The organism is Leifsonia sp. NPDC058248 (assembly GCF_042881905.1).
Lineage (GTDB): Bacteria > Actinomycetota > Actinomycetes > Actinomycetales > Microbacteriaceae > Leifsonia.
This window is the reverse complement of sequence record NZ_JBHVXB010000003.1, coordinates 20,450-33,197: the sequence shown is the minus strand read 5'-3', so window position 1 is coordinate 33,197 and position 12,748 is coordinate 20,450. Positions and strand designations below refer to the sequence as shown.

The 12,748-nt window shown below is 69.9% G+C and carries 12 protein-coding genes; 6 read left to right on the top strand and 6 right to left on the bottom strand.

Going from position 1 to position 12,748, the window contains the following annotated elements; genetic code table 11:
• Position 1 precedes the first annotated feature (1 nt).
• Together ACFVV5_RS05565 and ACFVV5_RS05560 are read right to left on the bottom strand one after the other, a co-directional pair.
• Positions 2 to 1,108 (bottom strand): Gfo/Idh/MocA family protein, encoded by a 1,107-nt coding sequence (locus ACFVV5_RS05565; RefSeq protein ID WP_387240219.1) that lies wholly within the window; start codon positions 1,106 to 1,108, stop codon positions 2 to 4.
• The gene (locus tag ACFVV5_RS05560; protein WP_387240217.1) at positions 1,105 to 1,872 is read right to left on the bottom strand and encodes a sugar phosphate isomerase/epimerase family protein; all 768 of its coding nucleotides are present in this window, start codon (positions 1,870 to 1,872) and stop codon (positions 1,105 to 1,107) included. The genes ACFVV5_RS05565 and ACFVV5_RS05560 overlap by 4 nt, the downstream gene beginning before the upstream one ends.
• Before the next feature lie 119 nt (positions 1,873 to 1,991).
• Here ACFVV5_RS05560 and ACFVV5_RS05555 point away from each other — a divergent pair, with 119 nt between their 5' ends.
• The 5 genes from ACFVV5_RS05555 (at position 1,992) to ACFVV5_RS05535 (ending at position 7,205) form a co-directional block, all read left to right on the top strand.
• Positions 1,992 to 3,197, top strand: a complete 1,206-nt coding sequence (locus tag ACFVV5_RS05555) for an ROK family protein (RefSeq protein ID WP_387240214.1) — start codon at positions 1,992 to 1,994, stop codon at positions 3,195 to 3,197.
• A 98-nt stretch (positions 3,198 to 3,295) separates the two neighbouring features.
• Positions 3,296 to 4,504 (top strand): Gfo/Idh/MocA family protein, encoded by a 1,209-nt coding sequence (locus tag ACFVV5_RS05550; protein ID WP_387240211.1) that lies wholly within the window; start codon positions 3,296 to 3,298, stop codon positions 4,502 to 4,504.
• Positions 4,505 to 4,507: 3 nt separating this feature from the next.
• Positions 4,508 to 5,251: a ThuA domain-containing protein gene (locus ACFVV5_RS05545; RefSeq protein WP_387240208.1), complete on the top strand. Its 744-nt coding sequence runs from the start codon at positions 4,508 to 4,510 to the stop codon at positions 5,249 to 5,251.
• A gap of 162 nt (positions 5,252 to 5,413) precedes the next feature.
• The gene (locus tag ACFVV5_RS05540; protein WP_387240205.1) at positions 5,414 to 6,478 is read left to right on the top strand and encodes a Gfo/Idh/MocA family protein; all 1,065 of its coding nucleotides are present in this window, start codon (positions 5,414 to 5,416) and stop codon (positions 6,476 to 6,478) included.
• Positions 6,479 to 6,497: 19 nt separating this feature from the next.
• The gene (locus tag ACFVV5_RS05535; protein WP_387240202.1) at positions 6,498 to 7,205 is read left to right on the top strand and encodes a YqaJ viral recombinase family protein; all 708 of its coding nucleotides are present in this window, start codon (positions 6,498 to 6,500) and stop codon (positions 7,203 to 7,205) included.
• An 18-nt stretch (positions 7,206 to 7,223) separates the two neighbouring features.
• Here ACFVV5_RS05535 and ACFVV5_RS05530 read toward each other — a convergent pair whose 3' ends face one another.
• Positions 7,224 to 7,934, bottom strand: coding sequence for a DUF998 domain-containing protein (locus tag ACFVV5_RS05530; protein ID WP_387240199.1), 711 nt, complete (start codon positions 7,932 to 7,934; stop codon positions 7,224 to 7,226).
• 237 nt (positions 7,935 to 8,171) lie between these two features.
• Here ACFVV5_RS05530 and ACFVV5_RS05525 point away from each other — a divergent pair, with 237 nt between their 5' ends.
• The gene (locus ACFVV5_RS05525) at positions 8,172 to 9,140 is read left to right on the top strand and encodes an NADP-dependent oxidoreductase (protein ID WP_387240196.1); all 969 of its coding nucleotides are present in this window, start codon (positions 8,172 to 8,174) and stop codon (positions 9,138 to 9,140) included.
• 67 nt (positions 9,141 to 9,207) lie between these two features.
• On the opposite strand, the gene ACFVV5_RS05520 is transcribed toward ACFVV5_RS05525, so the two are convergent.
• The 3 genes from ACFVV5_RS05520 to rplA all read right to left on the bottom strand — a co-directional run bounded on the left by ACFVV5_RS05520 (position 9,208) and on the right by rplA (position 12,715).
• Positions 9,208 to 9,744: a GNAT family N-acetyltransferase gene (locus ACFVV5_RS05520; protein ID WP_387240193.1), complete on the bottom strand. Its 537-nt coding sequence runs from the start codon at positions 9,742 to 9,744 to the stop codon at positions 9,208 to 9,210.
• Positions 9,745 to 9,826: 82 nt separating this feature from the next.
• On the bottom strand, positions 9,827 to 11,827 hold the full coding sequence (locus tag ACFVV5_RS05515) for a protease pro-enzyme activation domain-containing protein (protein WP_387240190.1): 2,001 nt from the start codon (positions 11,825 to 11,827) through the stop codon (positions 9,827 to 9,829).
• A gap of 198 nt (positions 11,828 to 12,025) precedes the next feature.
• Positions 12,026 to 12,715 (bottom strand): 50S ribosomal protein L1, encoded by a 690-nt coding sequence (gene rplA / locus ACFVV5_RS05510; protein ID WP_387240187.1) that lies wholly within the window; start codon positions 12,713 to 12,715, stop codon positions 12,026 to 12,028.
• Positions 12,716 to 12,748 lie beyond the last annotated feature (33 nt).

Genomic DNA, 12,748 nt, shown 5'->3' with positions numbered 1-12,748 from the left:
GTCACGCCCCGATGGTCGCGGCCCGCGGATCCCAGTCCTCGGGGAGGGCCGGCGCGACCGTGACGGTGCTCTCCACCTCGACGGGCTGACCCGACAGTCCGGCCTCGATGGTCGACACCATGATGTCGACCACGTGGTAGGCCTGCTCGCCGGAGGCGCGTTCCGCCACACCGGCCCGGATGGCGCGGGCCAGCTCGACGACACCCGTTCCGCGACTGGTCGTGGAGCCGGTGGCCGCGATGGTCTGGATGCCGTCGGAGCCGTGCAGGAGGAGCTCGCCCTGGAAGGTGTTCGGGTCGGGCACGACGAGAGTCGCGTCGGAGCCGGTCACTTCGAACTGCGTGCGGCCGAGCTTCGAGTCGAAGCTGAAGACGCTCTGCGCGGTCTGCCCGTTCTCGAACTGGTAGAGGGCGCTCACGTGGGTCGGCACCGTGACGGCGAACTCTTCGCCGGCGCGCGGACCCGACCCGATCACGCGGGACTCCCTGGCCTTCGAAGCGACCGCACTCACGCGGGCGACCGGTCCGAACAGCTGCACCAGCGCGGTGAGGTAGTACGGTCCGATGTCAAACAGCGGACCCGCTCCTTCCTGGAACAGGAAGTCGGGGTTGGGGTGCCACGACTCGGGGCCGGGCGACTGCATCAGGGTCAGGGCGGTCAGCGGCGCACCGATCGTTCCCTGCTCCACGAGACGGCGAGCCGACTGGATGCCCGCGCCGAGGAACGTGTCGGGCGCCGTGGCGACGCGCAGCCCCTTCTCGTGGGCGACGTCGAGCAGCTTGCGGCCGCTGGCGCGGTCGAGCGAGAACGGCTTCTCGCTCCACACGTTCTTGCCGGCGGCGAGCACCTGGAGCGCGACCTCGACGTGCACCTTGGGAAGGGTGAGGTTCACCACGATCTCGATCTCGTCGTCGGCGAGGAGCTCGTCGACCGTTCCGTAGCCGGGCACTCCGAACGCCTCGGCCTGAGCCTTGGCGCGGTCGAGGTCGATGTCGGCCACGAACCGCACGTCGAGGTCGGGGAAGGACGTGAGGTTGGACAGGTACTCCTTGCTGATGACGCCGGCGCCGATCACACCGACGCCGACGCGTCCCGTTCCGCCGCTCATGCGAGACCCTTGGAGGTGAGGAAGGCGAGGCTGTCGGCGACGGCCTGGAACCGGTCGCCGCGCGAGTCGTCGAGCTCGATGACGCGCAGCGCGTTCGGCGCCGCCGCGATGATCTCCTCGACCGGCAGCGAACCCTGGCCGACGGCGACCTGGTCTTTCGTCTCGGCGGTGGCGGGGCCGTCTTTGATGTGCAGGGCGACGACGCGGTCGCCGAGCTTCGTGACGAGCGCGGCCGGGTCCTGACCGCCGACGGCGACCCAGTAGGTGTCGACCTCGAGAACGACCTCGGGGGCGAGCTTGCCCGCGAAGTACTCCAGGGCGGTGACGCCGTCGATGGTGCTCTCGATCTCGTGGGCGTGGTTGTGGTAGCCGACACGCACGCCGTAGCGGGCGGCGACCTCGGCGGCGGCGTTCAGCTGCGCCGCGATCTCGCCGACGCTCTCCGCCGTCTGCCAGCGGTCTGGCGCGACGAACGGGTCGATCACGGTGCCGATGCCGAGCTCCTTGGCCGCCTCGAAGACCGGCTCCAGGTCGCCCCCGATGAAGCTCTGGTGGGTGGTCGGCGCCGTGAGGCCGGCCTCGCTGAGACCACGACGGAGGTCGTCGCCGAAGGACAGGAAGGCGAACGGCTCGACCTGGGTGAACCCCAGATCGGCGATGCGCTTGAGCGTGCCTACCGTGTCTTCGGTAAGGAGCTCACGAACGGTGTAGAGCTGCACGGAGGTTTTGGACGTCGACACTGGTTCTCCTCGTCGAGTTTGCATGTGGGATGGCGCACCTGGCGCTCGTCCATTCAACCAGACTTATGTCGGTTGTCAAACAAAAGCTGCCGAAAGACAGTCATACTTTGAAGTGCCGCGCAGCCGTGTGCTTCAATGTCCTCATGACCGAGAGCGCGCACGAGCCGACACTTGTCGCGCCCGAAGCGGCCCCCCTGCTGACGATCCTGCGCGACGGCATCCCGCGCACCCGTTCCCAGCTGGCCGAACTGACCGGCCTCGCGCGCTCCACCATCGCGGTGCGCATCGACAGCCTCACCGCCACCGGGCTCGTCGCACCCGCCGGCGACGACGTCTCCAGCGGAGGACGGCCGCCCGCCCGCATCGCCTTCAACCCGAGTTCGCGGGTCGTCATCGCGGTCGACCTGGGCGCCACCCACGGCGTGGTGGCCGTCGCCGACCTGGCCGGCAACATCCTGCACAGCGAGTCCCGCCGCGTCCTCATCTCCGACGGGCCCGAGGCGGTGCTCGACTGGGTGCTCACCACGGCGGCCGCGCTCTTCGCCGAGTCGGGGCGACCGGATGCCGACCTGATCGGCATTGGGATCGGGGTGCCCGGCCCGGTCGAGCACTCCACGGGAACGCCGGTCAACCCGCCCATCATGCCCGGCTGGGACCGCTTCGACATCCCCGCCTACGTGCACCGCACCTTCGACGTGCCCGTGCTGGTCGACAACGACGTCAACCTTCTGGCCCTCGGCGAGCACGCGACCAGCTGGCCCGACCAGTCCGATCTGCTCTTCGTGAAGGTCGCGACCGGAATCGGCGCCGGCATCATCAACGGCGGGAGACTGCAGCGGGGAGCCCAGGGCTCGGCCGGCGATCTCGGCCACGTACGCGTCCCGTTCGGCGCCGAGACGCCCAGCCATGGCGCTCAGGATGCCGACTTGGAGGCCCTCGCGAGCGGGCCCGCCATCGCCAGGGCGCTCACCGCCGAGGGCATCCCCGCTGCGACGAGCGACGACGTCGTCGCCCTCGCCCGAACCGGCAACCCGGTGGTGCTGCGCGCCATCCGGCAGGCGGGCCGCGATCTCGGCGAGGTGGTCGCAACCTGCGTCAACCTGCTCAACCCGTCGGTCGTCGTGGTGGGCGGCAGCCTGTCACGCGTGGGCGAGCAGCTCCTGGCCGGCGTGCGCGAAGTGGTCTACCAGCGCTCCACGCCGCTCGCCACGCAATACCTCACCATCACCCACTCGCGGGCCGGTGAGACCGGCGGTGTGCTCGGGGCGGCGATCATGGTCATCCAGCACGCCCTCGATCCCGACGCCGACCGGCACTCCCGCGCACCATCCAGATCCCTGGGCCGCTGAGCCCGCCACTTCCCGAACCGGGCGCATCCGACGATAATCGAATCGATTCGACCGGGCGCCCAACACCCACCCACAACACCAGAACCGGAAGGACCGTCGTGAACACCACCGCGACTGACACAGGCAAGACGCTCCGCGCGGGCGTCATCGGGCTCGGCTGGGCCGGACAGCAGCACATGGAGGCGTACTCCACCCTCCCCGGCGTCGAGCTGGTGGCGATCGCCGGGATGGAGGACGGGCCGCGCGCAGCCCTCGGCGAGAAGTACGGTCTCACCCGCCTCTACCGCGATTGGAAGGAGCTCGTGGCCGACGGCGACCTCGACGTGGTCAGCGTCGCCGTCCCGACCTTCCTGCACGCTCCGATCACGGTCGGCGCGCTGGAGGCGGGCATCCACGTGCTCAGCGAGAAGCCGATCGCGCGCACCGCCGCCGAGGCGCAGGCCATGGTCGACGCCGCGCACGCCAGCGGACGCGTCCTCGAAGTGGCGTTCAACCACCGACGCCGAGGCGACATCGAGGCTCTGAAGGCCGCCATCGACGAGGGCCGGATCGGCCGCCCGTACCACGGGCGTGCCACCTGGCTGCGCCGTGCGGGCATCCCGGCGCTCGGCAGCTGGTTCACGAACCGCGAGATGGCAGGCGGGGGCCCGCTCATCGACATCGGCGTGCACGTCCTCGACTACGCGCTGTTCCTGTTCGGCGAGCCGCGCGTCACCGCCGTGTCCGCCGTCACCCACTCCGAGCTCGGCAGCCGCGGACGCGGCGGGGCGGTCGCCAACAAGCAGGATGTCGGCTCAGCGTACGAGGTCGAAGACCTCGCGAGTCTGCTGCTGCGCCTGGAGGGCGGCGGCTCGCTCGTGCTCGAGACCAGCTGGGCCGCCTACCGCCCCGCCGGCGACGAGTTCGGCATCACGATCTACGGCACCGAAGGCGGCGCCGACCTGCGCGTCGTCGACTACGCGCCGGCGGGCGAGCTGACGATCTTCACGGGCGACGGCGAAGCGACGGCCGACATCAGCGTCGAGGCCGACCCCGGACGTGGTCACACCGCGGTCGTCGAGACATTCCTCGAGCATGTCGCCGACCCGGCGAACTGGACGCGCTACGACGGCTCCCTCGCACTCGACCGCGCCCGCATCATCGACGCGGCCTACGAGTCGGCCGCGCGTGGGGCAGAGGTCGTCCTCGAGCCCGGCGCGCCCGCGGCAGCCGCTTCTGCCGCGTCCGCCGCCGCCCAGCCGGCGCCGGAGGGCGCCGACAGCACCGCCGCCGCGGCGACCATCGCCGCCGCTTCGAAGGGAGTCTGAACCATGTCCGCACTGCGCGTCACCGTCTGGAACGAAGGGGTCCATGAGACGACCCAGCCGAACATCGCCGCGGTCTACCCGAACGGGATCCACGGCGCGATCGCCGAGGGCCTCACCGAGTTGCTCGGCCCGGATGCGAGCATCCGGACCGCCACGCTCGCCGACCCCGAGCACGGCCTCAGCGAGGAGGTGCTCGCCGAGACCGATGTGCTGCTCTGGTGGGGGCACATCGCCCACGACCAGGTCTCCGACGAGGTCGTCGAACGCGTGCGGGCGCACGTCCTCGCCGGCATGGGGCTCATCGTCCTGCACTCGGGGCACTTCTCCAAGATCTTCATCCGGATGCTCGGGACCACCTGCTCACTCGCCTGGCGCAACCCGGAAGGCGGCGAGCGCGAGCTGGTCTGGAACGTCAACCCGACGCATCCGATCGCCGAGGGCGTCGAGCAGCCGATCGTGATCGAGGCGCAGGAGATGTACGGCGAGTTCTTCGACATCCCGACCCCCGACGACCTGGTGTTCATCAGTTCGTTCACCGGCGGCGAGGTGTTCCGGTCGGGCGTGACGTTCACGCGCGGTCGCGGCAAGATCTTCTACTTCAGCCCGGGCGACCAGGAGTATCCCGTGTACTTCCACCCCCAGGTGCGACGCGTGCTCGCCAACGGGGTGCGCTGGGCCGCTCCGGTGCCCGGGCCGCGCACGGCGCCCGAGGTGTCGAACCCCGCAGCGGGGACGTGGCCGCGGTAGCGGAAGAGTCGGGTCGAGGCGCGCGGTCCATGCGGGGGGTGACCACGCGCCTCTCCTGAGGTTTTAACACCTCAGGTTTTAACACCTTATATTTTTTACGTCGAATGGTCAAGTCCCGTTGTGATCGTACCGCGGCGCCGCCGGGTGCGGCAGACTGAGATCATGACCAGCGCCTTCACGAGCCTCCCCGAACCCCGGTACCCCGACCCCTCCGACGCCCCGGCGCTGCGATGGGGCGTGATCGCCCCCGGCGGGATCGCGGCCGACTTCACCGATGCTCTCCACAAGCACACCCGTCAGCGGGTCGTCGCCGCCGGCTCCCGCACCGCCGAGCGCGCCGCCGCCTTCGCCGCAGCTCACGGGGTCGACCGGTCGTACGGCTCGTACGAGCAACTCGTCTCCGACGCAGACGTGGACGTCGTCTACGTCGCCTCACCCCACACGCAGCACACCGAGCACGCGCTGCTGGCCATCGCCGCGGGCAAACACGTCCTGATCGAGAAGCCGATGGCGGTCACCGCCGCCGATGCGCAGCTCATCGCCGACGCGGCGCGGGCGGCAGGCGTCTTCGCCATGGAGGCGATGTGGACCCGCTACCTCCCGCAGACCGACATCGTGCGGCAGCTGCTCGACGACGGCGCCTTCGGCGACGTGCGCGTCGTGACGGCCGACTTCGGTGGCTCGGCCCGCTTCGACCCCGCCAGCCGACTGTTCGACCCGGCGCTGGCCGGAGGCGCCCTGCTGGACCTCGGCGTATACGTCGTGTCGTGGGCGTCCTTCGCCCTCGGCTCCCCCGCGAGCGTGATCGCCACGGGCTCGCTCGCCCCCACCGGCGTCGACGAGCAGGTGGCACTCATCCTGTCGTCCGCCACCGGCGCGCAAGCACTGCTCAGCACGGGACTGCGCGCGGGCACGCCGTCCCTCGCCACCATCAGCGGGTCCACGGGACGCGTCGAGACCGACAGCCCGTTCTGGTCGGCGAGCGGTGTGCGGTTCTACGACGGAGACGGCCGCCTGGCCGCGCACTGGGTCGACCCGTACGGACGCCCCCACCGCGAGGGGATGTCGTACGAGGCGGCCGCTCTCGCCCGCTACGTGACCGAGGGCCTCACCGACTCACCTCTGCAGCCGCTCGACGAGGCGATCGCCACCCTCGCCACCCTCGACGAGGCGCGCCGCCAGGTCGGGGTCGCCGACCTGGGCGTGGGGTCGAGCGAAGGTCGGTGACACGGGGCACAATGGAGTAATGCTCGACCCAGCGCTGACCCGCCCACTCCCCCTGGCGGAGCTGGCTCCGGAGCTCGGCGCCTCGCAGTTCGGCGCCTCGCGTCCACTCCGCGCCGACCCGGCTCAGGAGGGTCCGCACCTGGTGCGCCTGGTCGCCCGGTCCAGCGACCGCGTCGCCTGGCTACGTGCGCGCAGCCGCGGCATCACGGCCACCGACGTCGCGAAACTGTCCACACCGCGATCGGTCGAGTCCGCCGCATACGACAAGCTCCACGGCAGCGGGTTCGGCGGCAACGTGTTCACGCAGCATGGCCGCACCCGCGAGCCCGAGATCGCGTCGTGGGTGGCGGCGACCCACGGCATCCACCCGAGCGACGCCCTCTACCACGCGGAGGCCGACCGCCGGCACCTGGCGACGCCCGACGGGCTGTCGGTGCGGGCGACCGGCGTGATCGAGCTGGCCGAGATCAAGACCACGAACAAGGCGCTTCGCAGCGTCCCCCGCAACTACCTCCGGCAGATCTGGTGGCAGCAGTACGTGCTCGGGGCCGAGCGCACCCTCTTCGTCTGGGAGCAGCACGTGAACTTCGTGCCCGTGTACGAGGAGCCGGAATGCCTCTGGGTCGACCGCGACGACGCGGAGATCGCGAAGCTCGTCGCCCTCGCCGGAGACCTCATCGCGGTGCTGCAGCGCCGTAGCCGCGCCGCCGCTGCCGCCGCCTCCTGACCGCTCCGGATGCGCGGCTCAGCGGGCAGGCGTGCGCGTGAGTGAGAGACCGTAAGCCGCCAGCCACGCGATCGCCACCGTCGTGCCGACGAGCTCGAGCCACGACCCCACATCCGTCGCCACGTGCACGATCGCGAGCAGACCGCCGACGATCGTGATCGCCGCCACCGCCACACTGCTGATCATGGAGAAGCGCGCCACCCGCGGCACAGTCGTCGCGAACGCCACCTGCAGCATCGCGTAGCAGGCCGCCCCGAAGCCCAGGACGGCGCTCAGCGTGTGCACCAGGTCCTGGACGGTCGAGCGCGGGTCGACGAGCGGCACGGGACAGTATGCGGTGCAGGTGATCTGCGAGGCGGCCACGAAGCACAGCCCGGCGAACCCGAGCGTCAACGCGGGCGTCCAGCGGTTGAGCACCGGGGCCGACGACCGGATGTGCCCAGAAGCCAGAGCGATGGCGAACCCGCCCAGCGCGATGCAGAGCAGGGCGATCGTGAACGGTGCAGCTGTCGGCGCGCCCTTCGCGCCGAGCTCGCTGACGTACACCGGATACGGCACCGTGAGCCTGGCCGCCCAGATGATCGTGAGACCGCCGAGCACCGCGGCAGTGCCGATCCCGAGCAGAACGGGCACGGCACGCTGCCAACCGCCGACGAGCAGTGGAGCCGCGAACGGCTGCCGCACGATCCGCAGCAGGCGCGGCGCACGGGGGCCGGACAGTCGGGTCACCTGCGCTCCTCACGTTCGGGTCGGTCGGGGTGGGGTGGGTCGCCGCGATGGCCGTGGCGCCGACAAGCATCCTAACCAGCCCAGCCCGAGAACGGCCTGGGGGTATCCGAAACGGATTGTTCACAAGCGGTGACGCCCCCGAAACACCGGCGAATCATTGGCGGGATTGACTGGTTCCACCAGGCCGGCACGGCCCGAACCGCTGCCACGACCGCGCGACCGACGAGGGGACGACGAATGCAGAAGACGATGCGGGCCGCACTTCTTCACGAGCAGGGGGACGCCGATCAGCTCGTCGTCGGCGAGACCGAGGTGCCCGACCGGGTCAACGCGGAGTTCCTGATCAAGGTCGTCGCCGCCGGAGTGAACCCCGTCGACGCGAAGACCCGGGCCGGCCGCGGAGTGTTCGGCGCGATCCACCGCTTCCCCGCCGTGCTGGGCCACGACTTCAGCGGAGTGGTCGTGCAGTCGCCGTTCCACGCGCATCCGATCAAGCCGGGCGACGAGGTCTTCGGCATGGTCATGGTGCCCCGCTTCAGCGGAAGCTACGCCGAGTACGTGTCGGTCCCGAGCCTGAGCGTCGTGCGCAAGCCGAGCACGCTGTCGCACATCGAGGCGGCCGGGGCCCCGCTGGCGGCGCTCACCGCGTGGGGCATCGTGGTCGAAGTGGCGAAGGCGCACGAGGGGCAGCGGATGCTCATCCACGCCGGCAGCGGAGGCGTCGGCCATTTCGCCGTGCAGTTCGCCTCCTACTTCGGCGCCCACGTGATCGCCACCGCCTCCGGAGCGAACGTCTCGTGGTTGCGTTCCCTCGGCGCGGCCGAGGTCGTCGACTACACCACCACGCGATTCGAAGATGTCGTCGGCGATGTCGATGTGGTGATCGACCTCGTCGGCAACGTGCACGACGACACCGGCTCGAGGTCGCTCACGGTTCTGCGCCGCGGCGGTCTCATCGTGAACGCCCCGACCGGCAGCTGGCCCGGCTTCCAGGAGGAGGCCGCTCAGGCGGGTGTCCGCGGCACCGACTTCAAAGTCGCCCCGGACGGCAACACGCTGGCCGTGATCGCCCGGCTCCTCGAGTCCGGCAACGTCCGCGTGCACGTCGACCAGATCTTCGCCCTGGAGCAGGTCGCGGCGGCGCACCGCGCCATGGAGAGCGGGCACTCCCGCGGCAAGATCGTGCTCAAGGTCGCGGAGGGCTGAGCAGCACCGGCGCCCCGCATCGGGTGCCTGACGTCACGCATCCTGCGCTCCGCATCCGGTGCCGACGTCAGGGAAGCGCGCGCTCCATCACCCAGTCGTCCTCGAGACGGTCGCCCACGAGGAACCGCTTGGAGCCGACGCGCTCGAAGCCGTGCTTTCCGTAGAAGCGCTGCGCTCGCGCGTTCTCCTCGTTGACTCCGAGCCACATCCCGGCCGAACCGCGCGCGATCGCCGCGTCGAGGCTGGCCGCCATCAGGCCGCCCGCGACCCCCGCGCCGTGGAGACCGGGGAGCACGTAGCACTTGCTCAACTCGCTCGTGGGGTGGATGCGGATGGCCGCCCGCACGTCGTCGTCGGCCGGCTCCCCGAAGTTGACCATCGTGTAGCCGAGCGCGTCGCCGTCGCCGTCTTCGGCGATCAGCACGACGCGGTCGTCGTCGGCCAGGTATTCGCCGAAGCGCTCCACCGACAGCACCTCGGCGATGAACCGGTCTTTGGCCTCCTCGGTGGTGTGCGGCGGACAGGCCAGGGCGAAGGTCGCGGCTGCGACGGCGGCGAGCGGCTGGGCGTCCCCGGCGTCGGCCGGGCGGATCCGAACGGTCATCGCTCCACTGTACCGAGCGGGCGCCGGGCGCAGAACGGCCGGCCGCCCCGCGCGGGACGGCCGGCCGTTCGACAGTGCCCGGCTAGTGCCGGCCCGCCGCCACGAGCGACAGGAGGGTGAACGAGACTCCTCCGAGGCCGGTCACGGCGTCATACCCCTTCGCCGTCTTGAGCGAGGTGTCCTGGTCGAACGAGACGAGATAGCTGTTGCCGCTCGTCTTGCTCGTGTAGGCCACCGCCTGGGTCGGGTTCTGCGGGAGCACGTCGCGGAAACTGGCCGGGACGGCCTTCTGCACGCCGTACAGGGTCGGGTTCGCGAATCCGATCGAGGTGTGCGTCGCCTGCTGCACGATCGCGATCTGGGCCGCGACGATCGGCGAGGCGAGCGACGTGCCGCCGTACGTCTCGTTCACGAAGGCGCCCGTCTCGAGGGTGTCGTCGTCGATGATCGGACGGATGCCGATCTGGAACCCGGTGTACGGGTCGGCCAGGGCGGCGACGTCAGGCGACACGCGGAACCCGTTCGACAGCGAGGCCGGGACCGCGCCCTTCTGGTAGTCCGGCTCCGAGAAGACGGCACTCGTGCCACCGCCGGCGCCGCCGACGAAACGGGTGCCGGGCAGCGGCTCCAGGTACGAGAGGTTGCCGGAGGCGTCCTTCGCGATCTGGTCGACCTTGTTGCCCCAGCCGGTCTCGAACGACATCTTGCCGTTCTTGTCGATGCCCATGCTGGTACCGCCGACCGAGGTGACCCACGGCGAGGACGCCGGGAAGTCCGGCGACGGGACACCGAGGCGCGCGGCCTCGTCACCGTTGTCGCCGCTCGAGAAGTAGAGCCCGATGCCTTCGCCGGCTGCCTGGAGCTGCAGGTTGACCTCACCCTGGATGACGTCGGCCGGGACCGCTTCACCCACGTTGCCGTAGCTGTTGCTCACGATGTTCGCCAGCTTGTTGTCGAGGATCTTCGACATGGCCACATCCAGACCGCCGCCGCAGTTGAAACCGCCGACGTACAGGATGCGCGCCCCGGGTGCGATGCCGTGCACCGACTCGACGTCGAGGGTCTGCTCGCCCTGCCATCCGCTGGGGAACTGGCACGCCGCCTGGTCCACGAACTCACTCGGCTTCGGGACCAGCTGCTGGTAGCTGGAGTTGGTCAGGCCGGGCTCGCCGTTCGCAGCCGAGTAGGTGTTGGCGTCTTTGAGGATGCTCGGCGAGGCGTAGGCGTCGATGATCGCCACCGTTTGTCCGCTGCCGTTCAGTCCCTTCTTGCTCAGGTCGCTGAGGCCGTACGCCGAGCGCAGCTGCGCGGGCGTGTACCCGCAGTTGTAGGTGCTGTACTGCGTCTGGCCGTTGTAGCTGGGCGGAACGGTCACGACGTGCTCGCCGATGTAGTGCGAGCAGGGGGTGTCGACCACCGGTGCCGCCGCCGCGAGCTTGCGGCTCAGCTGGGGCGTTCCGGATGCACCGAGGTCACCTTGCTGGATGGAGTCGGGCTGGGTGAGCATCCGGGACTGCTCGATGCTGACGCCGGACACCTTGGAGCCGACCGCGGTGGGCAGCGACGGCGCCGACGAGGGTGCGACGAGCTGGCGACCCGCGTAGTCGTACGAGTGGAGCGACGTGCCGAAGACCGAGCCGAGCTGCTCGGCGGTTCCGCGGAACACGACGTACTGGCGGCTGTCGGGCACGGCGCTGATGGTGAGACCGGCCGTCGTGAGGAACCGGACGACAGCGTCCGAGTCGGCCTTGGTCGGTGCGAAGCTCTTGATCCACTGGTTCGGGCTCATCGCCTTGCGGTAGCCGTGGTTCGTCGGTGTCGACACGGCCTTCGCGAGGGCCTCGGCGCCGGCGGCGTTGCGCAGCGGGAGGTAGATCTCACCCTCGAAGGTCTCGTCCGACGGGGCGGCTCCGGCATCGTTGGCGGAGGACGCCCACGTGGGCACCGAGTCGGTGTATGTGACGCGATCGGCCGCGTTGGCTGCTCCGACACCTGTCATCGACAAAGCCACCACGGCAGCGGTGGTGGCTAAGATTCCTGCGGCCCTCTTGTGGAGGGCACGGTCGGTGATGCGAGTTCTCATGAATGTCATCCTTACTCGACTGTGAGTGGCGAGCGGCGCGCGCCAATCGCGACAGTAGACCCGGTCCTTCTACCACCACAAGAGGGGGTAGACGGTTCTGTCGCACTATTTGACGTCAGTGAACTATCCTCACTTGTTCTGGGCGCGAAAAAGCCCGCCCCCACCGGAGTGGGAGCGGGCTCTGTCGAACTCGCGAGACTAGATGGCGTTGACGTCCAGCGGGATGCCCGGGCCGAACGTGGTCGACACGGCGCCCTTCTGGATGTAGCGGCCCTTCGAGGCGGACGGCTTGAGACGAACGACCTCTTCGAGAGCGGTCCGGATGTTGTCCTCGAGCTGCTCGGTGGTGAAACCGGCCTTGCCCACGACGAAGTGCACGTTGGAGTGCTTGTCGACGCGGAACTCGATCTTTCCGCCCTTGATGTCGGACACGGCCTTGGCGACGTCCGGCGTCACGGTGCCGGTCTTCGGGTTGGGCATGAGGCCACGCGGGCCGAGCACCTTGCCGAGACGGCCGACCTGGCCCATGAGCTCCGGGGTGGAGACGGCCGCGTCGAACGCGGTGTATCCGCCGGAGACCTTCTCGATGAGCTCGGCGCCGCCGACCTCGTCAGCGCCGGCAGCGATGGCCGCCTCGGCGGCCGGACCGGTCGCGAACACGATGACACGCGCGGTCTTGCCGGTACCGTGAGGAAGGATGACGGTACCGCGGACCATCTGGTCCGCCTTGCGCGGGTCGACGCCGAGCTTCAGCGCGACCTCGACGGTCGAGTCGAACTTGGCGGAGCCGGTCTGCTTGGCGAGGGCGACAGCCTCGTCGGGGGTGTAGAACTTTCCGGCCTCGATCTTCTCGGCCGCGGCCCGGTAGGCCTTTGATTTCTGTGCCATTTGTTTCTCCTATCGAGAATGTGGTGCGAGCCT

Bases quoted from the DNA above. Each gene is read 5' to 3' on its own strand.
- ACFVV5_RS05565 (WP_387240219.1), bottom strand. From the start codon at position 1,108: ATGAGCGGCGGAACGGGACGCGTCGGCGTCGGTGTGATCGGCGCCGGC.
- ACFVV5_RS05560 (WP_387240217.1), bottom strand. From the start codon at position 1,872: ATGCAAACTCGACGAGGAGAACCAGTGTCGACGTCCAAAACCTCCGTG.
- ACFVV5_RS05555 (WP_387240214.1), top strand. From the start codon at position 1,992: ATGACCGAGAGCGCGCACGAGCCGACACTTGTCGCGCCCGAAGCGGCC.
- ACFVV5_RS05545 (WP_387240208.1), top strand. From the start codon at position 4,508: ATGTCCGCACTGCGCGTCACCGTCTGGAACGAAGGGGTCCATGAGACG.
- ACFVV5_RS05540 (WP_387240205.1), top strand. From the start codon at position 5,414: ATGACCAGCGCCTTCACGAGCCTCCCCGAACCCCGGTACCCCGACCCC.
- ACFVV5_RS05535 (WP_387240202.1), top strand. From the start codon at position 6,498: ATGCTCGACCCAGCGCTGACCCGCCCACTCCCCCTGGCGGAGCTGGCT.
- ACFVV5_RS05525 (WP_387240196.1), top strand. From the start codon at position 8,172: ATGCAGAAGACGATGCGGGCCGCACTTCTTCACGAGCAGGGGGACGCC.
- ACFVV5_RS05520 (WP_387240193.1), bottom strand. From the start codon at position 9,744: ATGACCGTTCGGATCCGCCCGGCCGACGCCGGGGACGCCCAGCCGCTC.
- ACFVV5_RS05515 (WP_387240190.1), bottom strand. From the start codon at position 11,827: ATGAGAACTCGCATCACCGACCGTGCCCTCCACAAGAGGGCCGCAGGA.
- rplA (WP_387240187.1), bottom strand. From the start codon at position 12,715: ATGGCACAGAAATCAAAGGCCTACCGGGCCGCGGCCGAGAAGATCGAG.